Annotated in this window: 17 protein-coding genes; 11 read left to right on the forward strand and 6 right to left on the reverse strand. The window is 68.5% G+C overall.

What is annotated here, in order from left to right; all coding sequences use genetic code 11:
* Window positions 1-38 precede the first annotated feature (38 nt).
* The 9 genes from N8I71_RS10210 (at window position 39) to N8I71_RS10250 (ending at window position 10,663) form a co-directional block, all read left to right on the forward strand.
* Complete coding sequence (locus N8I71_RS10210) at window positions 39-1,052, forward strand: YcjF family protein (protein WP_262877876.1); 1,014 nt, start codon at window positions 39-41, stop codon at window positions 1,050-1,052.
* On the forward strand, window positions 1,045-1,770 hold the full coding sequence (locus N8I71_RS10215; protein ID WP_262877877.1) for a gamma-glutamylcyclotransferase: 726 nt from the start codon (window positions 1,045-1,047) through the stop codon (window positions 1,768-1,770). Before N8I71_RS10210 ends, N8I71_RS10215 begins: the two co-directional genes overlap by 8 nt.
* 16 nt (window positions 1,771-1,786) lie before the next feature.
* Complete coding sequence (locus tag N8I71_RS10220) at window positions 1,787-3,400, forward strand: FAD-dependent oxidoreductase (RefSeq protein ID WP_262877878.1); 1,614 nt, start codon at window positions 1,787-1,789, stop codon at window positions 3,398-3,400.
* 122 nt (window positions 3,401-3,522) lie between these two features.
* The gene (locus N8I71_RS10225) at window positions 3,523-4,458 is read left to right on the forward strand and encodes a DMT family transporter (protein WP_262877879.1); all 936 of its coding nucleotides are present in this window, start codon (window positions 3,523-3,525) and stop codon (window positions 4,456-4,458) included.
* A 329-nt stretch (window positions 4,459-4,787) separates the two neighbouring features.
* A complete protein-coding gene (gene ileS / locus N8I71_RS10230) occupies window positions 4,788-7,760 on the forward strand; it encodes an isoleucine--tRNA ligase (RefSeq protein WP_262877880.1) in 2,973 nt (990 codons plus the stop codon).
* Window positions 7,761-7,904: 144 nt separating this feature from the next.
* Entirely contained in the window at window positions 7,905-8,969 is a 1,065-nt protein-coding gene (locus N8I71_RS10235; protein WP_262877881.1) for a sodium-dependent bicarbonate transport family permease, read from the forward strand.
* Window positions 8,970-9,108: 139 nt separating this feature from the next.
* Window positions 9,109-9,978 carry a glutathione-dependent disulfide-bond oxidoreductase gene (gene yghU / locus N8I71_RS10240; protein WP_262877882.1) on the forward strand — a complete coding sequence of 290 codons (870 nt, stop codon included), beginning with the start codon at window positions 9,109-9,111 and terminating at the stop codon, window positions 9,976-9,978.
* Window positions 9,975-10,211 (forward strand): DUF3253 domain-containing protein, encoded by a 237-nt coding sequence (locus N8I71_RS10245; protein WP_262877883.1) that lies wholly within the window; start codon window positions 9,975-9,977, stop codon window positions 10,209-10,211. Before yghU ends, N8I71_RS10245 begins: the two co-directional genes overlap by 4 nt.
* Window positions 10,208-10,663 carry a methylated-DNA--[protein]-cysteine S-methyltransferase gene (locus N8I71_RS10250; protein ID WP_262877884.1) on the forward strand — a complete coding sequence of 152 codons (456 nt, stop codon included), beginning with the start codon at window positions 10,208-10,210 and terminating at the stop codon, window positions 10,661-10,663. The genes N8I71_RS10245 and N8I71_RS10250 overlap by 4 nt, the downstream gene beginning before the upstream one ends.
* 28 nt (window positions 10,664-10,691) lie before the next feature.
* On the opposite strand, the gene ygfZ is transcribed toward N8I71_RS10250, so the two are convergent.
* Window positions 10,692-11,459: a CAF17-like 4Fe-4S cluster assembly/insertion protein YgfZ gene (gene ygfZ / locus N8I71_RS10255; RefSeq protein WP_262877885.1), complete on the reverse strand. Its 768-nt coding sequence runs from the start codon at window positions 11,457-11,459 to the stop codon at window positions 10,692-10,694.
* Between the two features lie 128 nt (window positions 11,460-11,587).
* Between ygfZ and N8I71_RS10260 the strand changes: the two genes are divergently transcribed.
* The gene (locus N8I71_RS10260) at window positions 11,588-12,787 is read left to right on the forward strand and encodes a pyridoxal-phosphate-dependent aminotransferase family protein (RefSeq protein ID WP_262877886.1); all 1,200 of its coding nucleotides are present in this window, start codon (window positions 11,588-11,590) and stop codon (window positions 12,785-12,787) included.
* A 15-nt stretch (window positions 12,788-12,802) separates the two neighbouring features.
* Here the strand turns inward: N8I71_RS10260 and N8I71_RS10265 are convergent, their stop codons facing one another.
* Both N8I71_RS10265 and N8I71_RS10270 read right to left on the reverse strand, forming a co-directional pair.
* Window positions 12,803-13,027, reverse strand: a complete 225-nt coding sequence (locus N8I71_RS10265) for a hypothetical protein (protein ID WP_262877887.1) — start codon at window positions 13,025-13,027, stop codon at window positions 12,803-12,805.
* Window positions 13,028-13,184: 157 nt separating this feature from the next.
* Complete coding sequence (locus N8I71_RS10270; protein ID WP_262877888.1) at window positions 13,185-14,327, reverse strand: pyridoxal phosphate-dependent aminotransferase; 1,143 nt, start codon at window positions 14,325-14,327, stop codon at window positions 13,185-13,187.
* Window positions 14,328-14,428: 101 nt separating this feature from the next.
* Between N8I71_RS10270 and N8I71_RS10275 the strand changes: the two genes are divergently transcribed.
* Entirely contained in the window at window positions 14,429-14,593 is a 165-nt protein-coding gene (locus N8I71_RS10275) for a twin-arginine translocation signal domain-containing protein (RefSeq protein ID WP_262877889.1), read from the forward strand.
* Between the two features lie 3 nt (window positions 14,594-14,596).
* Here N8I71_RS10275 and N8I71_RS10280 read toward each other — a convergent pair whose 3' ends face one another.
* The 3 genes from N8I71_RS10280 to mnmH form a co-directional block, all read right to left on the reverse strand.
* The gene (locus tag N8I71_RS10280; protein ID WP_262877890.1) at window positions 14,597-14,929 is read right to left on the reverse strand and encodes a DnaJ family domain-containing protein; all 333 of its coding nucleotides are present in this window, start codon (window positions 14,927-14,929) and stop codon (window positions 14,597-14,599) included.
* A gap of 51 nt (window positions 14,930-14,980) precedes the next feature.
* On the reverse strand, window positions 14,981-18,115 hold the full coding sequence (locus tag N8I71_RS10285) for a valine--tRNA ligase (RefSeq protein WP_262877891.1): 3,135 nt from the start codon (window positions 18,113-18,115) through the stop codon (window positions 14,981-14,983).
* 152 nt (window positions 18,116-18,267) lie between these two features.
* On the reverse strand, window positions 18,268-19,314 hold the full coding sequence (gene mnmH, locus N8I71_RS10290) for a tRNA 2-selenouridine(34) synthase MnmH (RefSeq protein ID WP_262877892.1): 1,047 nt from the start codon (window positions 19,312-19,314) through the stop codon (window positions 18,268-18,270).
* Between the last annotated feature and the right edge of the window lies 1 nt (window position 19,315).

A 19,315-nucleotide genomic window follows, 5' to 3' on the forward strand; every position in this document is an offset into this window, starting at 1 on the left:
CCGTCCGGACTTGGCCCAGGCGAGCGAAAGGAACCGAGATGAACGAGCGCAAGGGCCCGGTCCTGATCGAGATCGACGACGCCGCCGAGGCGCCACCAGCGCCGGCATCGGCCCCGCCGGTCGACACGGAGGCGCCGCCCGAGGGCCGTGCTATGCAGGTGGTGGCCACGCTCGGCCGCAAGCGGAAGGGCTCGGGCCTCGCGCGGTGGTTCTGGGGCGCGTTGACCGCGCTCCTGGGGTTCGTCCTGTCGGTGGCCGCCTGGGATTTCGCGACCGGGCTTCTCGCCGCCAACCCGATCCTGGGATGGACCGCGACGGCGCTTATCGGCCTCGTTCTCGTGACGCTCCTCCTGATCGCGCTGCGGGAACTGGCGGCGTTTTCGCGTCTTGGAAGGCTGGATGAGATACATCGCGACGCCGAGGCGGCACTGTCTTCGGGCGACCTGCGCGCCGCGCGGGCGGTGACCGACAAGCTCGGCACACTCTACCGCGGCCGGGCCGAGTTGCGGCTCGGCGCCAAGGAGATGGCCCGCCGCCGCGACGAGGTTTTCGATGCCGAGAGCCTCTTCGCGCTGGCCGAGGCCCGGCTCCTCGCCCCGCTCGACGCCATGGCCTCCCGCGAGGTCGAGGCCGCCGCCCGGCAGGTCGCCACCGTCACCGCGATCGTGCCGCTCGCCTTCGCCGACGTGATCGCCGCGCTGACGTCCAACCTGCGCATGATCCGGCGGATCGCCGAGATCTATGGCGGGCGGGCGGGCACGCTCGGCGCCTGGCGGCTCACGCGGGCGGTGCTGACGCATCTCGTGGCGACCGGCGCCGTCGCGGTGGGCGACGATCTGATCGGCTCGGTCGCCGGCGGGTCGGTCCTCAGCCGGGTCTCGCGCCGCTTCGGCGAGGGCGTGGTGAACGGGGCGCTGACCGCGCGCGTCGGCGTCGCGGCGATGGAAGTCTGCCGCCCGCTGCCCTTCGGCCCGAAACGCCGGCCGAGCGTCACCGCGCTCGTGCGCCGCGCGCTGACGGGGCTTTTCGGAGGCAAGGCCGAGGATGGCTGACCCGTTCCGCCACCACCCCGGCCTGCGGGACAAGATCAAACCCTTCGCCGAGTCGTTCTTCCGGACGGTCACAACGGACGTCATCCGCGAAATGGCCGAGGCAAGGGGCGGCCACGACACATTTCCCTTTCATCCGGACACCGTCCGCGAAGCGATCCGCGCAGAGGCGCTGAAGGGGCATGCGGGGGATCTGCTGGTCTTCGCCTACGGGTCCCTCATCTGGGACCCGGCGCTCGATTTCTGCGAGGTCCGCCGCGCCCATGCGCCCCAGCATGCACGGCGCTTCATCCTCGTCGACACCTATGGCGGGCGGGGAACCGCGGAGAAGCCGGGCCTGATGGCCGCCCTCGACGACGGCGAAGGCTGCGACGGGCTGGTCTTCCGCATCGCGTCGGACAAGGTGGAGACGGAGACCGAAATCCTCTTTCGCCGCGAGATGATCGGGCCGGGCTACCTGGCCCGGTTCGTCCCGGTCCTCGTCGGCGGGCGGGAAGCCCGGGCGCTGACCTTTCTCGCCGACCACGAGGACCCGCTGATGCGGCCCGACATCAGCCGGGCCGAGCAGATCCGCTATCTCGCGTTGGGCGAGGGTTTCCTCGGCACCAGCGCCGACTACCTTCGCAACGTCGTGCGGCACCTGCACGAGATGGACATCCCGGACCCCGACCTCGACGCGCTCCTGGCGGAGACGGAAGCCGAGATCGCGCGGAACGCCTGAACCCAGGGGCAAGACCATGGAAACGCTCGCGCAGGACCTTCGGACAATGATCCGGACGCCGTTGACCGAGGCGCATGTCGCCGCCATGCGGAAGGTCGGGCAGGTCGAAACGCTCGGCGCGGGCGAGGTGCTCTATCGCAGCGGCGACGTGCAGGAGAGGTTCATCTACGTCCTCGCGGGCGAGCTTGCCGCCACCGACCCGGTGACCGGCGAACGCTACGGCGAGGCAACGCTCGGCCCCGGACAGTTCTTCGGAGAGATCTCGTTGCTCTGGGGCGGCGCGCTGATGCTGGGCGCGGTCGCCGTGCAGGATGCGGAGCTTCTGTGCGTGGACCGCGAGGTGATGCTGGACCTGATGCGGCGCTTGCCCGAGATGTCGGATATCGTCATCACCGTCTTCGCCGCGCGGCGGCGCAGGCTTCTTGAAAGCGGGCGGGCGAGCCTGACCCTGATCGGCGCCGAAAGTGACCGCGCGATCCGTGCCATCGCGAGCTTCGCGGGGCGCAACCGCATTCCCTTCCGCTCGCTGACCCTCGACGAGGCAGAGGCGGAGGCTTTGGCGAATTCCTGCGAGATCGCCCCCAACGCACCGGCCGTGATCTTCGGCAAGGACACCCCCATCCCCGACCCGAGCCCCCGCAAGATCGCCGCGAGGCTCGGGCTCGATCTCAGCTTCGACACCGACGAATGGCATGATGTTCTGATCGTGGGCGGGGGGCCGGCGGGCATCGCCGCCGCGGTCTATGCCGGGTCCGAGGGACTGTCTGGCCTCGTGCTCGAAGACCTCGCCATCGGCGGGCAGGCCGGCACGTCGAGCCGGATCGAGAACTACATGGGCTTTCCCACCGGCATCTCCGGCGCCGACCTGTGCTGGCGTGGCGAGGTGCAGGCGATGAAGTTCGGCACCCGCTTCGCCGTCCCGCGTCGCGCCGCGGCGCTGGAGAAGGTGGAAGGCGGATTCCGCGTGACGCTGGAAGACGGCGCGAGGACCTGCGCCCGCGCCATTGTGGTGGCCACGGGCGTGCAGTACCGCCGCCTGCCGCTCGACCGGCTGGCCCATTTCGAAAGCGCGGGCGTCTACTACGCAGCGACCGATGTCGAGGCGCGCTATTGCCGGGACAGCGAAGTGGCCGTGATCGGCGGCGGGAACTCTGCCGGTCAGGCCGCGATGTTCCTCGCCCGCACCGCGCGGCACGTTCATGTCCTGGTGCGGGGCGAGAGCCTCGCGGCGTCCATGTCGCACTACCTCTCCAGCCGTCTTGAGGCGCATCCGCGCATCACGATCCACTACCGCACCGAGATGACCGCGCTGCACGGCGAGGACCAGCTCGAGGCGATCACCATCCGTGACAGGACCTCGGCGCAGGACTGGCGGCTCGGGACGTCGTCGGTCTTCGTCATGGTCGGCGCCGCGCCCAACACGGGATGGCTGTCCGGCCTCGCGGCGCTTGACGGGAAGGGCTTCGTTCTGACGGGGCCCGAGGTGGGCACGAACTCGGCCTACGAGACGTCGCATCCGGGCATCTTCGCGGTGGGCGACGTGCGGGCGGGCTCGGTCAAGCGCGTGGCGAGTGCGGTCGGCGAGGGATCGGTCGTCATCAGCCGCGTCTGGGATTTCCTGAACGGCTAAACCGCGAAGCGCAGAACCAGGGGCCCGGGCGGCCGCCGGATTTGCGGATTGTCCGATCCGCTTTCCGCCTCGAAAACGCTTCCCCCCTGACAAGCGCCGCGATCCGTGCCAGACCCGGGGGCATGGCCCATGCCCCGACCCTCCACACTGCCGACCGGCCGCTTCTCGGCATCATGCTGATGCTGGGTTTCTGCCTGCTCATCCCGTTCTCGGATGCGCTGGCGAAGATACTCGGGGATACCCTCCCGCTCTGGCAGCTGATCGTCGTGCGCTACCTCGCGCAGGCGCTTCTGCTCCTGCCGCTGGCGCTGGCGGCGCGGGCCGCGCTGTTCCCGTCGGCGCGGGTCGCGCGGCTGACGGTTATCCGCACCCTCCTGCAGATCGGCGGCCTCTCGATGATGTTCACCGCGCTGCGCTACCTGCCACTGGCGGACGCGGTCGCGATCGCCTTCGTGATGCCCTTCATCATGCTGCTTCTCGGCCGCTTCGTCCTGAACGAGGAGGTGGGACCGCGACGCCTCGCGGCCTGCGCCGTGGGTTTCGTCGGCACGCTCATGGTGGTGCAGCCGAGTTTCGCCGAGGTCGGGCCGGCCGCGCTCCTGCCGCTGGGTGTCGCGGTGATCTTCGCGCTCTTCATGCTGGTCACGCGCCAGATCGCCAAGGACATCACCCCGATCGCGCTGCAGGCCTCGAACGCGCTGATCGGACTGCCGATCCTCGCCGCGATCTACCTGCTGGCGCCGCTGTCCACGGGCGAGCCCCCGGTGATCGGCTGGGTCGCGCCCGAGGGTCCCGTGCTTTGGCTTCTGGTGGCGCTCGGCGTCACGGGCACGCTCGGGCACCTCCTCATGACGTGGTCGCTGCGCTTCGCGCCGTCTGCAACTCTGGCGCCGATGCAATACCTGGAGATCCCGGTCGCCACGCTCGTCGGTTTCCTGATCTTCGGCGATCTGCCCGACGGACTGGCGGCCGCGGGCATCATGGTGACCATCGCGGCGGGCCTCTACATCGTCATGCGCGAGCGCGCCATGTCACGGGCCGCACCACCGACCGCCTGACCGCTTGATCCGACCCCGGCGGCCGCCGCTTCGGCCCGGCGCGACGTCAGCGTCATTGAACGCAGACACGCCACGCGCGAACACGGGCACGGACGGCGGGACGTCGCAGCGCGCCGGGAACCCTCCTTGCGGGCCTGGTCCCTCTTTACCCCGTCAGGCGGCGGGCCTATACCGCGTGCCATGACGCACCGCCTTGCCATCGTCATTCGAATTACCAACCCGGCGCTCTGACCCCTGAGCCGCCGGGACAAGGTGCTTGAGCTATCGCACCGCCCTGTTATTCCCCGAATACACTCTCCGGATACGAGACGAGCCAAGGAGCGCGGAAGATGTGCGCCGAGAAGACCGACGGTGTCGACTACAAGGACACCCTGAACCTGCCGAAGACCGATTTCCCGATGCGCGCGGGCCTGCCGCAGCGCGAGCCCGCGTGGCTGGAACGCTGGGAGAAGATCGGAGTGTACGACCGTCTGCGCGAGAAGGAGGGGCGGACGCCCTTCACGCTGCATGACGGCCCTCCCTATGCGAACGGGAACCTCCATATCGGCCACGCGCTGAACAAGACGATCAAGGACATCATCGTGCGCTCGCACCAGATGATGGGCCATGACAGCCGCTACGTCCCCGGCTGGGACTGCCACGGCCTGCCGATCGAGTGGAAGATCGAGCAGCAGTACCGCGAGAAGGGCCAGGACAAGGACGCGGTCGACGTCGTCGAGTTCCGCCAGGAATGCCGCCGCTTCGCAGAACACTGGGTCGGCGTCCAGCGGGAGGAGTTCAAGCGCCTGGGCGTGACCGGGACCTGGGACGATCCCTACCTCACGATGGATTTCCACGCCGAGCGGGTGATCGCCGAGGAGTTCATGGTCTTTCTGATGAACGGCTCGCTCTACCAGGGCTCCAAGCCCGTGATGTGGTCGCCGGTGGAGAAGACCGCGCTGGCCGAGGCCGAGGTGGAGTATCACGACCGGCAGACGGACGCGGTCTGGGTGCCGTTCCGTGTGGTGCCCAAATCCGAGAAGATGGCGCTGCTGGACGACGAGCCGACGGCGTTCAACGAGTCGCTTCACGCGCTGACCGCAAGCGACCTCGACACGGCGCAGGTCATCATCTGGACCACCACGCCCTGGACCCTGCCGCAGAACCGGGCGATCTGCTTCGGCCCCGACATAGCCTATGGCCTTTACGAAATCACCGGCCGCCCCGAGGAATGCTGGGCGCGGATCGGCGACCGCTACCTGCTGGCCGACGCGCTGGCCGAGGAGGCGTTGGGTGCCATGCGGCTGGAGCCGTCGATGTACCGGCGCCTGCGCGACGTGACGGCGGAGGAACTGGGCGCGCTCAGCTGCGCGCATCCGCTGCGCGGCGCGGAGGGAGCGGAGGGCGAGTGGGACTTCGACGTTCCGCTCTTCCCGGGCGACCACGTGACCGACGACGCGGGCACGGGCTTCGTTCACACGGCACCCTCGCACGGCGACGACGACTTCGAGATCGGGCGCCGTCACGGCCTGCCGATGACGCACAACATCCTCGACGACTCGTCGTTCCGGCCCGACCTGCCGTTCTTCGCGGGCGAACAGATCATCCGCGATAACGGCAAGCCGGGGAACGCCAACAAGGTCGTGATCGACAAACTGGTGGAGGTCGGCAAGCTTCTGGCCCGCAAGCGCATCACCATCTCCGACGCGCATTCCTGGCGCTCGAAGGCGCCCGTCATCCGCCTGAACCGCCCGCAGTGGTTCGCGGCCATCGACGTGGACCTGAAGGACGGCCGGGACCAGCACGGGCGCACGATCCGCGAGCGCGCGCTGACCTCGATCAACGAGCTGGTCAAGTTCACGCCCGTTTCCGGGCAGAACCGCCTCCGCTCGATGATGGAGACGAGGCCCGACTGGGTTCTGTCGCGGCAGCGCGCCTGGGGCGTGCCGCTGACCTGCTTCGTGAAGAAGGGCGCAATGCCCGGCGATGCGGACTTCCTGCTGCGCGATCCCAAGGTCAACGCCCGCATCCTCGACGCCTTCGAGGCCGAAGGCGCGGACGCATGGTACAAGCCCGGCGCCAAGGAACGTTTCCTTGGAAACGACCACGACCCGGAGGCCTACGAACAGGTCTTCGACATCCTCGACGTGTGGTTCGACAGCGGCTCGACCCACGCCTTCGTGCTGCGTGACCGCGCGGACGGGACCGAGGACGGCATCGCGGATGTCTACATGGAAGGCACCGACCAGCATCGCGGGTGGTTCCACTCCTCGTTGCTGCAGGCCTGCGGCACCATCGGGCGCGCGCCCTACCGCAACGTGGTGACGCACGGTTTCACGCTGGACGAGAAGGGCATGAAGATGTCCAAGTCCATCGGCAACACCATCCTCCCGCAGGAGGTGGTGGACCAGTACGGCGCCGATATCCTGCGGCTGTGGGTGGCGCAGGCCGATTACACCGCGGATCAGCGGATCGGGCCCGAGATCCTCAAAGGCACCGCCGACAGCTACCGGCGGCTTCGCAACACGATGCGGTTCATGCTCGGCTCGCTTTCGGACTTCACCGAGAGCGACCGGGTCGAACCCGCGGAGATGCCCGAGCTGGAGCGCTGGGTGCTGCATCGCCTCGCCGAGCTGGACCAGACCGTGCGCGAAGGCTACCGCGCCTTCGACTTCCAGGGTGTGTTCCAGTCGGTGTTCCAGTTCGCGACGACGGACCTGTCGGCCTTCTACTTCGACATCCGCAAGGACGCGCTCTACTGCGACGGGGACACGCCCCGGCGGCGGGCGGCGCGCACGGTGCTCGACATCCTGTTCCACCGGCTGACGACCTGGCTCGCACCGATCCTCGTCTTCACGATGGAAGAGGTCTGGCTGGAACGCTTCCCCGGCGAGGACAGCTCCGTCCACCTGCAGGACATCCCCGAGACGCCGGCAAACTGGCGCGACGAGGCGCTCGCGGCGAAATGGGCCGGCATCCGGAAGGTCCGGCGCGTGGTAACGGCGGCGCTGGAAATCCAGCGGCGCGACAAGGTCATCGGTGCCAGCCTCGAGGCAGCGCCGTTGGTGCAGATCGCCGATCCGGACCTCGCGCGCGTCGTGAAGGGCGTGGCGATGGACGACATCTGCATCACGAGCGCCCTCAGCGTGATGGAGGGCGAGCCGCAGGACGACGCCTTCCGCCTGGACGATCCGGGCATCGGCGTGGTGTTCCATGCCGCGCAGGGTGAGAAATGCGCCCGGTGCTGGAAGATCCTGCCGGACGTCGGCAGCCATGCGCATGCCGATGTCTGCAGCCGCTGCGACGAGGCGCTGTCGAACTGAATGCGCAGGGGCCGGACCTGGAAACGGGTCCGGCCCCTTTGCGTTCGTTCTTTCAAGAAGAACGATATCCCATTTAACTTCTATTTTATTTTCACACCCGGATGACGCAAATCCCCGTGCAGGGTTCAAGCACGGGGTGACATCATGGAATTCGTCGCAGACATCGCGGCCACGCTGATCGGACAGCTGCAGAAGCCGACGCTCGCCTTCCTGATCGGCGGGATGCTTCTCGCCGCGCTCGGCAGCAAGCTCGAGGTGCCCGATCCGGTCTACAAGTTCATCGTGATGGTCCTTTTGCTCAAGGTCGGCCTCAGCGCCGGTATCTCGGTGCGCGAGGCCGATCTTCTCGATCTCGCCGTGCCCGCCGCACTGGCCGCCGCCGTCGGCATCGTCATCATCCTGATCGGGCGGGCCACGCTCGCCCGCTGGCGCGGTGTGTCGGAGATGGACGGGATGGCCACCGCGGGCCTCTTCGGGGCGGTCTCGGCCTCGACGCTGGCGGCCGGGATGGCCATGCTGGACGCCGAGGGGATCGCCTACGAGGGGTTCATCGGCGCCCTCTACCCGTTCATGGACATCGCCGCCCTTGTCACCGCAATCGTGCTGGCCCGGATGAGCGCGGAGAGGAAGACCGCGCGCAGCCTGCAGAGCAATGGCGCGGCGACCATGACCATCGGTGGTGGTGGGTCCGGCGGAAACGGCTTCGACGGCGACCTCGTGAAAGGCATCCTCGTCGACACCGCGCGCAGCCCGGCGATCTCGGCGCTGCTGCTCGGGCTGGCCATCGGCATCTTCGCCCGGCCCGAGAGCGTCTACGAAAGCTTCTATGAGCCGCTGTTCCGGGGCCTCCTGTCGATCCTTATGCTCGTCATGGGCATCGAGGCCTGGCAACGGCTGTCGGAGATGCGGAAGGTGGCTCACGCCTACGTCCTCTACGGCATCGCGGCACCCTTCCTGCACGGCCTCATCGGCTTCGGCGCCGGGCTGGTGGCGCATCACCTGACGGGCTTCTCGGCGGGCGGCGTGGTGCTCCTGTCGGTGATGGCGGCCTCGAGCTCGGACATCTCGGGCCCGCCGACGCTGCGCGGTGCGCTGCCCGAGGCCAACCCCTCGGCCTATGTCGGCACCTCCACGGGCCTTGGTACGCCGGTCGCGATCCTGTCGATCCCGCTCTGGATCGCTCTGGCAGGGGCCGTCATCGGGTTCTGAGGCAAGCGATGCGTAGAAAGGAGGCCGGGGGCGACCCCGGCCTTTTTCGGTTTGTGCGCTGATGAACACCCATCCGTGCCTTGGGATTTCTCACCAGATGCCCTAGCTCTGGATCAGGCTAAGCGATGAGAGCGATACCATGAGCGGAAACGACGGTTACACGCCTCCCAGGGTCTGGACCTGGGACCAGGAAAACGGCGGCAAATGGGGCAGTCTGAACCGCCCCATCGCAGGGGCCACCCACGACAAGCCCTTGCCTGTCGGCAAGCATCCCTTCCAGCTCTATTCGCAGGGTACGCCCAACGGCGTGAAGGTCACCGTTCTGTTCGAGGAGCTTCTGGAGGCCGGGCACGAGGCGGACTACGACGCCTGGCTCATCCGGATCGGCGAAGGAGACCAGTTCGGCTCGGGCTTCGTCGAGATCAACCCCAACTCCAAGATCCCCGCGCTGGTGGACCGGACAGGCCCCGAGCCCGTGCGCGTCTTCGAGTCGGGCGCGATCCTGATGCACCTGGCCGAGAAGTTCGGCGCCTTCCTCGGCGCGCCCTCGGACCGCCCGGAACTTCTGTCCTGGCTCATGTGGCAGATGGGCTCGGCCCCCTATCTCGGCGGCGGCTTCGGGCATTTCTACGCCTACGCGCCCGAGCCGATGGAATACCCGATCAACCGCTACGCCATGGAAGCCAAGCGCCAGCTCGACGTGCTGAACCGGCATCTGGAGGGGCGGGAATGGATGGTGGGCGATGACCTGACCATCGCCGATATCGCGATCTGCCCCTGGTATGGCCGCCTCGTGCTCGGCGAAGCCTATGACGCGGGCGAGTTCCTGTCGGTGCACGAATACACCAACGTCATCGCCTGGGCCGAGCGCTTCTACGACCGTCCGGGCGTGAAGCGCGGGCGCATGGTCAACCGCACCTTCGGGGACCCGTCCCAGCAGCTCTGGGAACGCCACGACGCCAGCGATTTCGAGACGCGGACGCAGGACAAGGTAAAGGCCGCAGAGTGAGCGCGGACGAGGCACTGATCGCGGCGGTCCTGATGGACCTCGCCCATTCCCGGCGAGCGGGCGCAAGTTTCTGCCCCTCGGACGCTGCGCGCGCGCTGGCCGAGGACTGGCGACCGCTGATGCCCGAAGTCCGGCGCGTCGCGGCGGGGCTGCCGCTTCTGGCAACGCAGAAAGGCCAGCCGGTGGACCCCCTCGGTGCGAAAGGGCCGATCCGGCTCAGGCTGGCCGCGTGACGCGGGCCGGGCTCGACACGCCTGTCGGGCCGGTCTGGGTCGAGGCGCGCGACGGTCTGATCGTCGCAAGCGGCTGGGGCCCCGCGTCGCACGAGACGGAAGATCCGACCCTGGCCGAGGCGCTCCGGCAGTGTGATGAGTATTTCACCGGGAGCCGCAAGGCCTTCGACCTGCCGCTTGCACATGGCAGGAGTGGCCTGCAGGGACAGGTGCTGGACGCGCTCGCGGCGATCCCCTTCGGCGAGACGCGGACTTATGGCGACCTCGCGCGCGACCTCGGCGCGCCTGCTCAGGCCATCGGCCAGGCGTGCGGCGCGAACCCTTTGCCGATCCTGATACCGTGCCACCGGGTCCTCGGCGCCGCGACGCTCGGCGGGTTCAGCGCGCCGGGCGGGGTCGAGACCAAGGTCGCGCTTCTGCGTCACGAGGGGGCGGCGGGCCTGCTGATCTGAGCGCGGGGCGCCGGAATACGACCGCCCCCTAGGGCTGCCAGCCGATCCGCGCCTCGCCCGCCCGCATTTCGTCTCCCGCCCGGTCGAACCGGAGATAGGCAATCGCCATCCCGCCGGCCTGCGTGAAGAGCGTGCCAACCGTGCGACCCTCGGCATCCTCGATCGGCGTGCCGGGATCCGCCCGCCCGGTCACCGTGACCGTCACGAGGCCCTTGCGAAGCTCGGTCTTGTGCTTCATCCGCGCCGTCACCTCCTGCCCGACGTAACAACCCTTGCGGTGATCGACGCCATGCAGTCGGTCGAAGCCCATCTCGAGGATGAAGCTGTCGTTCGGGACAAGCTCCACCCCCGTCTCCGGCACGCAGGCGGCGACCCGGATCGCGTCCCAGTCGATCGCGGGCTCGCCCCCGCCCAGTCCGTAGCCCCGCCAGCCGAGCGCGGGGTGGCGCGGATCGGGCCAAGCCCCCTCGGGCGCGTCGCCGAGGCCGCGGGTGACCGTCAGGCCGCTGTCCTCGATTCCCACATCGGCGCGCAGGCGGTACATCGACAGCCGCTGCGCCAGACCGGCCGCAAGCTCGGTCTTCACGTCGAGAAGGATGTCCTCGCCCCGGTTCAGAAGGAAGAAATCTGCCAGGTACTTGCCCTGGGGCGTCAGGAGCGCCGACCACACGAGGCCAGAGCCCTCTGGCCCGACGTCATGGGTGACGAGACCGTGCAGGAACTTTTCCCGGTCGCCCCCGGAGATCCGCAGGACCGTTCGGTCCGAGGCGCGTTCGCCCGTGGCCTCTTCCGTCATCATCACCTCCGCCGAAGTCGCTTCTCACAATTAGTGATGTCCCGCCCGCACGCCAAGCCGGGCGGCACGATTGACCTTGCCCGTCGCGCGTTCTACCCCGCTTCTGTCCCGTGAGAGGAGCCCCCGAAATGAGCCTTGCCAACGGCCGCCACTACCTCGCCATTCCCGGCCCGTCCGTCATGCCCGACCGCGTCTTGCAGGCGATGCACCGCCCGGCGCCGAACATCTACACCGGGCAACTCGTGGACATGGTGGCAGGCCTCGTCCCCGACCTCAGGACCGTGGCGCGAACGACGCAGAATGTCGCCATGTACATCGCCAATGGCCACGGGGCATGGGAAGCGGCCCTGACCAACACCCTCAGCCGGGGCGACCGAATCCTCGTTCTGGGCACCGGCCGCTTCTGCCTCGGCTGGGGCGAGATGGCGGCGGCGATGGGGATCGACTGCCAGATCATCGATTTCGGCCAACGCTCCGACATCGACATGTCCCGCGTCGCCGAGGCGCTGGCCGCCGACCGCGAACACCGGATCCGCGCCGTTCTCGCCGTGCAGGTCGATACCTCCACGAGCGTGAAGAACGATATCGAGGGGATCCGCCGCACGCTCGATGCCGTGGACCATCCCGCGCTCCTTTTCGCCGATTGCATCGCCTGCCTCGCCTGCGACGAGTTCCACATGGACGACTGGGGCGTCGACGTGATGGTGACCGGAAGCCAGAAGGGGCTGATGACACCGCCCGGAATGGGCTTCGTCTTCTTCAGCGACAAGGCCGACCAGGCGCGCGCGCGCGCGGACCTCGTCACGCCCTACTGGGACTGGCGCCCGCGCGCGAACCCTGCCGAGTTCTACCGCTACTTCAACGGCACCGCGCCGACGCATCACCTCTACGGGTTGCGCGTCGCGCTCGACATGATCGTGCATGAGGAAGGGCTGGAAAACGTCTGGCACCGGCACGCGGTTCTGGCCCGCGCCGTCTGGGCCGCGCTGGAAGTCTGGGGACAGGCCGGACCGGTTCGCCCGAACATTGCCGACCGCAACACGCGGAGCCACTCGGTCACGACGGTCAACTTCGGCCCCGGAAACGGCAAGCGGATGCGCGACTGGATGACCGCCAATGCCGGCGTGACGCTCGGCATTCCGCTTGGCGGCGTCGAGGGGCCCGGTGGCAATGCCGACGACTTCCTGCGGATCGGGCATATGGGCCATGTCAACACGCACATGGTGCTGGGCGTGCTGGCGAGCCTTCAGGCGGGCATGACCGCGCTTGGCATTCCGCACGGGGCCACGGGGCTCGAGGCGGCGATGAAGGTGATCGCGGAGGGCTGAGGTGGCGGCAGGCCCTCAGCGGTCCCGCCCGTTCCGCCGGAACGACGCGCGCAACTCGGCGTCACGTTCCTTGCGGGCAAGCGCAAGCTCGCCATCGCGCTGACCTTCGCAGACGCGGAGGATGCAGTGAGTGGCGAACGCCGCGATCGCCGCGCCCAGCGGACCCGTCCAGACCCAGAGCACGAAGAGCGAGAACACCGTGAGAGCCATGGCGAGTGCGTAGAGAACCCGGAAATGCATTGGGGAAACCGTCGTTGGCAGGACCTGCTTCCGGAGGTAGCGCCAAAATGTCGCAGGGGAAGCCGGCTTCTCCAATTATCCGGAAACCTGCGCGCCGTGCTCTGCCGGTGATCGTCGGAAAACAAGCGTAGCGCCGGTATCGGGCCGGCTGTTCAGGTTATCGGCTGGTGACGGCCACCGGCGCGCCGCGGGCCTCTTCCAGCGCTTCGGGCAACGCCCGGGCGAAGGCGTCGAGGTCGGCCTCCCGCCCGCAGGAGACCCGGATGCACCGGTCCTGCGGCGGCGTGAAGGGCATCCGCACGAAGACCCCCCGCGCGATGAGGCCGGCCACCACGGCGCGGGCGAAGGCACCGTCCCGGCCGCAGTCGATGGTCACGAAGTTCGTCGCCGAGGGCAGCGGCAGCAGGCCATGCTCGATCGCGATCTTTCCGATCCGCTCCCGCGCGGCGGCGATGTCGGCGACTGTCCGGGCCAGGTAGTCCTGGTCGGCGAGCGCGGCGAGCGCGCCGGCCTGCGCGACACGGCCCATGCCGAAATGGTTCCGGATGCGGTTGAAGGCGGCGACGAAATCCGGCGCGGCAATGCCGTAACCCACGCGCAGACCCGCGAGACCATAGGCCTTCGAGAAGGTCCGGAACCGGATTACGCGGGGATGGGTGGTGTCGATGGCGGGCACCGCTTCGGCGGGCGCGGTATCGGCATAGGCCTCGTCGAGGGCGAGCACGGCGCCCGCCGGAAGAGCGTCGATCATGCGCTGGACGGTGGCCGCGTCATGCCAGCTTCCCATCGGGTTGTCGGGATTGGCGAAGTAGACAAGCTTCGCATCCACCTCGGCCGCCTTGGCGATCAGGGCCTCGGGATCCTCGGCATCGCCCTTGTAAGGCACCTTGTGCAGAACTCCGCCAAAGCCCGCGACATGGTAGTTGAAGGTCGGATAGGCGCCGTCCGAGGTCACCACCGCATCGCCCGGCGCGACGAGAAGCCGGACGAGGTAGCCGAGAAGCCCGTCGATCCCCTCGCCCACCACGATGTTCTCCGCGCCCACGCCATGATGGGCCGCGAGCGCGCGGCGCAGGTCATGCACCTCGGGATCGCCGTACATCCATGCGCCCGATGCGGCCTCGGCGATGGCCGCCACTGCCTTCGGCGAGGGGCCGAAGACGCTTTCGTTCGCGCCGAGACGGGCGGCGAAGGCGGCGCCGCGCGCGCGCTCCTGCGTCTCGGGGCCGACGAAAGGCACCGTCGCCGGAAGCGTGCGGACGAGATCGGTATAGCGGGGGGCTTGGGTGCTGTCGGACATGGAGCGGAGAAAAATCCGAAATTCTCCCCCTGCGCAAGGCTTGCCGGAAACCTTGCGCGAACCGATGCTCCAAGGCCCCGAACCTGCGAGGAGATCCATGGATGCCGGAACTGACCCGTCGCGGCTTTCTCGCCGCCCTATCCGCCGCAGGCGCCGCGCGCGCCCTGCCCCCGGCGCTTGCGCGCCTCCCCGCCCGGCGTATCCTGACGCTTGTGCGGGACAAGGCCACGGGAGGCCTGCGTGCCGTGGACCGTCTGGTGCCCTGAGCCTCAACGCATGAAGCGTTTGCGCGCCTCCTCGGCGATCGAAAGCTTCATCTGCAGTTCCGCGATCCGGGCCATGGCCTTGCGCCGGGCGTCTTCCCCCTCGGCGGCGGCGTAGTCGGCCTTCGCGGCCTCAACGGCCTTGCGCAGCTCGATCTCCTCGGGCAGCGCGCCATGCTCGTGCATGATGCGGTAACCCACGGCCTCGCCGGGGTCCACGAAGGCCGCCTCGGGGCGTTCGGGCAGAGGCCGGCCCTCGCCTTCGAGGCCCGAGAGCTTGCCCTCGGCCAGCGCCTTCTGCATCTGGCGTTCGGCCAGCTTGTCCCACTTGCCCGTCATGGCAGGTATCCTACCACAACCGGACACGCGCCGCGCGGGAATGCGTGGCCGTCAGGCGATCTCGGCCAGACGCTTCAGCGCGGCACGGATCTTGCCCTCTTCTTCTTGCCGCTGCGCGAGGTTCTCGCGGGTCTCTTCCACGATCTCCTCGGGTGCGCTTTCGACGAATTTCGGGTTCGACAGCCGCCCCTTCAGCCCGCCGATCTCCTTGCCGAGCTTCTCCAGCACCTTCTCCAGCCGCGCCTTCTCCTCGGCGACGTCGATCAGGTCCGCGATCGGCAGGCCGAAGACACCGCCTTCCACCGCGACGGTGACGGCCCCCTTCGGCAGCGCATCGACCTCCGTGACTTCGGAGAGACGCGCCAGCCGTTCGATCATCGCCCGGTTCCGCGCGAAGGCCGCTCGGCCGGCCGCGTCGAGCTCGGCCTGCATCAGGTGCACCTTCAAGCCCGCCGGCACATGCATCTGCGCGCGGATCGACCGGATCTCCTCGATCAGCCCGATGACCCAGGTCATCTCGCGGTCGGCCTCCGCGTCGACCAGCTCGGCGCCGTATTGCGGCCAGTCGGCGTGGACGAGCATCTTCTCCCGCTCGGCGATATCGCCCCAGAGCTCCTCGGTGATGAAGGGCATCGTGGGGTGCAGAAGGATCAGGCACTGGTCGATGACCCAGGCCATCGTCGCCCGCGTCTCGGCGATCACCGCCTCGTCTCCGCTGGCGAAGAGGGGCTTGGCGAATTCCAGGTACCAGTCGCAGACCTTGCCCCAGACAAAGGCATAAAGCCCGTTCGCCGCGTCGTTGAACCGGTATCCCGAAAGCGCCTCGTCATGCGCCATCCGCGCCCGCGCCGTCTCGCCGACGATCCACTTGTTCACCGTCTGCGTGACGCCCGAGGGGTCGAAGCCCGGCACCGGCCTGCACTCGTTCATCTCGGCGAAGCGCGCCGCGTTCCAGAGCTTCGTGCCGAAGTTGCGGTAGCCCGCGATCCGGTCCTTCGACAGCTTCAGGTCGCGCCCCATCGCCGCCATCGAGGTCAGCGTGAAGCGGACGGCATCCGCCCCGAACTCGTCGATCAGCTCCAGCGGATCGAGGACATTGCCGATCGACTTGGACATCTTCCGCCCCTTCTCGTCCCGCACCAGCGCGTGGACGTAGACGTCGCGGAAGGGCACCTGGCCCGTGACGGCCAGCTGCATCATCATCATCCGGGCGACCCAGAAAAAGATGATGTCGAAGCCCGAAACCAGCGTCGATGTCGGGAAGTAGCGGTGCAACTCCGGCGTATCCTCGGGCCAGCCGAGCGTGCCGATGGGCCAGAGCCCGGAGGAAAACCAGGTGTCCAGAACGTCGGGGTCCCGCCAGACCGGGTAGACCAGCTTCGTCGGATCCTGGTCGATCTCGTATTGCGCCAGCGCCGCGCCCAGCGCGTGGGCGGCGGCGTGGCGGTCCTCGACCTCCACGACCCGCGCATGGTTGAGCGGCGTCGGCAGGCGCCCGAGGACATCGGCGAACTCGGCCCTCACACCCTCGAAGTCGGCCGCGCAATGGTGCCGGTCCTCGCCTTCCAGAAGCGTCTGGGCATTCAGCAGCCGCAGCATCTCGACCTCGTCGAGCGCGCCGTCCCCCTCGTCGTCACGGAACCCGTGACCGGCAAGGTCGAAGCCGTACCAGACCGGGATCTGGTGCCCCCACCACAGCTGCCGCGAGATCGTCCAGGGCTCGATGTTCTCGAGCCAGTGGAAATAGACCTTGCGGTGCTGCTCGGGCATGATCGTCGTCCGACCGTCGCGCACGGCGTCCAGCGCGGGACCCACGATCTTCGCGGTATCGACGAACCACTGGTCCGTCAGCATCGGCTCGATCACGACCTTGGAGCGGTCGCCGAACGGCTGGGTGATGAGCTTCTCCTCGACGAGCGGCACGAGGGCATCGGCCCCTTCAGCGCCGGGCTTGACCGCCGCCTTCCCAAGGCGCGGATCGTCGGCCCGCGTCATGACGGCAAGGCCTTCGGCGGTGATCTCGTCCACCACGCGCTCCCGCGCGGTGAACCGGTCGAGCCCGCGCAGGTGGTCCGGCACGAGGTTCAGAAGGTCGGCCTCGGCCTCGCTGAGCGTGCGCCGGCCCTCGGCAACCTCCTGCGCGGCGGCGGCGGCCTCGGCGTAGGGCAGTCCGTCCTCGCGCAGATGCGCCTTGGTGTCCATCAGCCGGTAGCAAGGAATGCCGTTCCGTTTCGCGACGCCATAGTCGTTGAAGTCGTGCGCGCCCGTGATCTTGACGGCGCCCGAGCCGAAGGCCGGGTCGGGATACTCGTCGGTGATGATCGGGATCAGGCGGCGATGCTCCTTCGGGCCGACGGGGATTTCGCACAGCATGCCGACGATGGGCGCATAGCGCTCGTCCGACGGATGGACCGCCACCGCCCCGTCACCCAGCATCGTCTCGGGCCGCGTCGTGGCGATGGAGATGTAGTCGCGCTCCTCCTCGAGCACGACGTTCCCGTCTTCATCTTTCTCCAAATACGTATATGTCGCGCCGCCCGCCAAGGGATACTTGAAGTGCCACATGTGGCCCTGGACGTCGGTGTTCTCGACCTCGAGGTCCGAGATCGCGGTCTCGAAATGCGGGTCCCAGTTCACCAGCCGCTTTCCGCGGTAGATGTAGCCCTTGCGGTACATGTCGACGAAGACGCGGATCACGGCGTCGTGGAAATTCCCTTCCTCGCCCGCGGGGGCACCCGGGGCGCCCGACATGGTGAAGGCCTCCCGGCTCCAGTCGCACGACGCGCCGAGGCGCTTGAGCTGTTGGCGGATCGTGCCGCCCGACTTCTGCTTCCACGCCCAGACATGGGAGAGGAATTCGGCGCGGTCCATGTCGCGGCGGGATTTGCCCTCTTTCGCGAGCTCGCGCTCGACGACCATCTGAGTGGCGATCCCGGCGTGGTCCGTGCCCGGCTGCCACAGCGTGTCGAAGCCCCGCATCCGGTGCCAGCGGATCAGCACGTCCTGCAGCGTGTTGTTGAAGGCGTGACCCACGTGCAGCACGCCCGTCACGTTGGGCGGCGGGATCATGATGGAGTATGGCTCCGCGCCCGGCTTCGCGTTCGCGCCTGCGTCGAAACAGCCCCCGTCCTCCCAGGCGGTGTAGATCCGGGCCTCGGCTTCGGCTGCGTTGAAGGTCTTGTCCATGGCTCTCGCGCCTCTCGTCTCGGGTCAGGGCTGACCTAGCGAAGGCGGGCGGAAAGGCCAAGGGGGATGACCCCGCCCTGGCCGGAGTTTTGCAAAACTCCGGCAAGACCCTTGCAAGGGTCTGGCGCATTTTCTTGCAAGAAAATGCCCCTTCACCCCAGCCGCGCCGCGATCTCCCCGGCTGCCGCCGCGCGCGCGCCGGGATCGAGCGACGGGAGGGTCACCCGCGCGATCACGCCGCCCTCGTCCCCCCGCCTGAGCCGTCCATAGGCCGGATCGTAATGCTGCCGGATCAGCGCCTCGGACAGGTCCATGAGCCGTCCCTCGCCCAGCATCGAAAGCCAGGCCTGCACCGTCTCGTGCCCCGCGAGCGTGCGAAGCCCGTTCAGCCGTTCGGTCAGCGCCGGCACGTCGGCGGCGAGGTCCGCGTATTCCCCGGCGAGGAAGGCCGCCCGCGCGTCGACCGGCGCCTCCACCACGATGCGCGGGCTTGCCTTCATCGCGCCCCAGAGCGCGGGCGGAACACGGACCGTACCGATCCGCGCGCTCTCCGCCTCGACCAGCACGGGGCGCGCGGGATCGAGACCGTCCAGAACCCGCAGCAGCTCCGTCTCGAAGCCCTTCTGCGCCGGCTGCTCTCCCTCCACGTCGCCGAGGATGGACCCTCGGTGCCGCGCCAGGCCCTCGAGGTCGATCACCTGCCCGCCCAGCGCCGCGACCTCGTGCAGGAGCGCGGTCTTCGCCGTCCCGGTGTAGCCGTCGAGCCGGACCACGCGGAAACCGAGGTCGGCATCGTAGAGCCGTTCCACCACGAGCCGCCGCCACGTCCGGTAGCCGCCCTCCAGCACCTGCACGCGCCAACCGATCTGTGCGAGGATCGAGGCGAAGGAGCCCGACCGCTGCCCGCCGCGCCAGCAATAGACCAGCGGCCGCCAGCCGCCGCCCTTGTCCATCAGACCTTCCTCGATGTGCCGCGCGGCGTTGCGGGCGACCAGCGCGGCGCCGATCTTGCGGGCCCGGAAGGGGCTGTCCTGCGTGTAGATCGTTCCCACCTCGGCCCGCTCGACATCGCTGAGAACGGGCATCGAGACCGCGCCGGGCAGGTGATCCTCGGCGTATTCCGACGGGCTCCGCACGTCGATGATCGTGTCGAAACCCGCCGCATCCAGCGCTGCCGTATCGGTGAGGGTGAAGGCCAAG

The sequence above is a fragment of the Roseicyclus sediminis genome, from assembly GCF_025515305.1.
Classification (GTDB): Bacteria; Pseudomonadota; Alphaproteobacteria; order Rhodobacterales; family Rhodobacteraceae; genus Roseibacterium; species Roseibacterium sediminis.

What these genes read in the sequence shown, in the direction of transcription:
- N8I71_RS10280 (WP_262877890.1), bottom strand. Translation starts at nt 14,929, where the DNA reads ATGACGGGCAAGTGGGACAAGCTGGCCGAACGCCAGATGCAGAAGGCG.
- N8I71_RS10215 (WP_262877877.1), top strand. Translation starts at nt 1,045, where the DNA reads ATGGCTGACCCGTTCCGCCACCACCCCGGCCTGCGGGACAAGATCAAA.
- N8I71_RS10225 (WP_262877879.1), top strand. Translation starts at nt 3,523, where the DNA reads ATGGCCCATGCCCCGACCCTCCACACTGCCGACCGGCCGCTTCTCGGC.
- ygfZ (WP_262877885.1), bottom strand. Translation starts at nt 11,459, where the DNA reads ATGACGGAAGAGGCCACGGGCGAACGCGCCTCGGACCGAACGGTCCTG.
- ileS (WP_262877880.1), top strand. Translation starts at nt 4,788, where the DNA reads ATGTGCGCCGAGAAGACCGACGGTGTCGACTACAAGGACACCCTGAAC.
- yghU (WP_262877882.1), top strand. Translation starts at nt 9,109, where the DNA reads ATGAGCGGAAACGACGGTTACACGCCTCCCAGGGTCTGGACCTGGGAC.
- N8I71_RS10210 (WP_262877876.1), top strand. Translation starts at nt 39, where the DNA reads ATGAACGAGCGCAAGGGCCCGGTCCTGATCGAGATCGACGACGCCGCC.
- N8I71_RS10285 (WP_262877891.1), bottom strand. Translation starts at nt 18,115, where the DNA reads ATGGACAAGACCTTCAACGCAGCCGAAGCCGAGGCCCGGATCTACACC.
- N8I71_RS10270 (WP_262877888.1), bottom strand. Translation starts at nt 14,327, where the DNA reads ATGTCCGACAGCACCCAAGCCCCCCGCTATACCGATCTCGTCCGCACG.
- N8I71_RS10220 (WP_262877878.1), top strand. Translation starts at nt 1,787, where the DNA reads ATGGAAACGCTCGCGCAGGACCTTCGGACAATGATCCGGACGCCGTTG.
- N8I71_RS10265 (WP_262877887.1), bottom strand. Translation starts at nt 13,027, where the DNA reads ATGCATTTCCGGGTTCTCTACGCACTCGCCATGGCTCTCACGGTGTTC.
- N8I71_RS10260 (WP_262877886.1), top strand. Translation starts at nt 11,588, where the DNA reads ATGAGCCTTGCCAACGGCCGCCACTACCTCGCCATTCCCGGCCCGTCC.
- N8I71_RS10275 (WP_262877889.1), top strand. Translation starts at nt 14,429, where the DNA reads ATGCCGGAACTGACCCGTCGCGGCTTTCTCGCCGCCCTATCCGCCGCA.
- N8I71_RS10235 (WP_262877881.1), top strand. Translation starts at nt 7,905, where the DNA reads ATGGAATTCGTCGCAGACATCGCGGCCACGCTGATCGGACAGCTGCAG.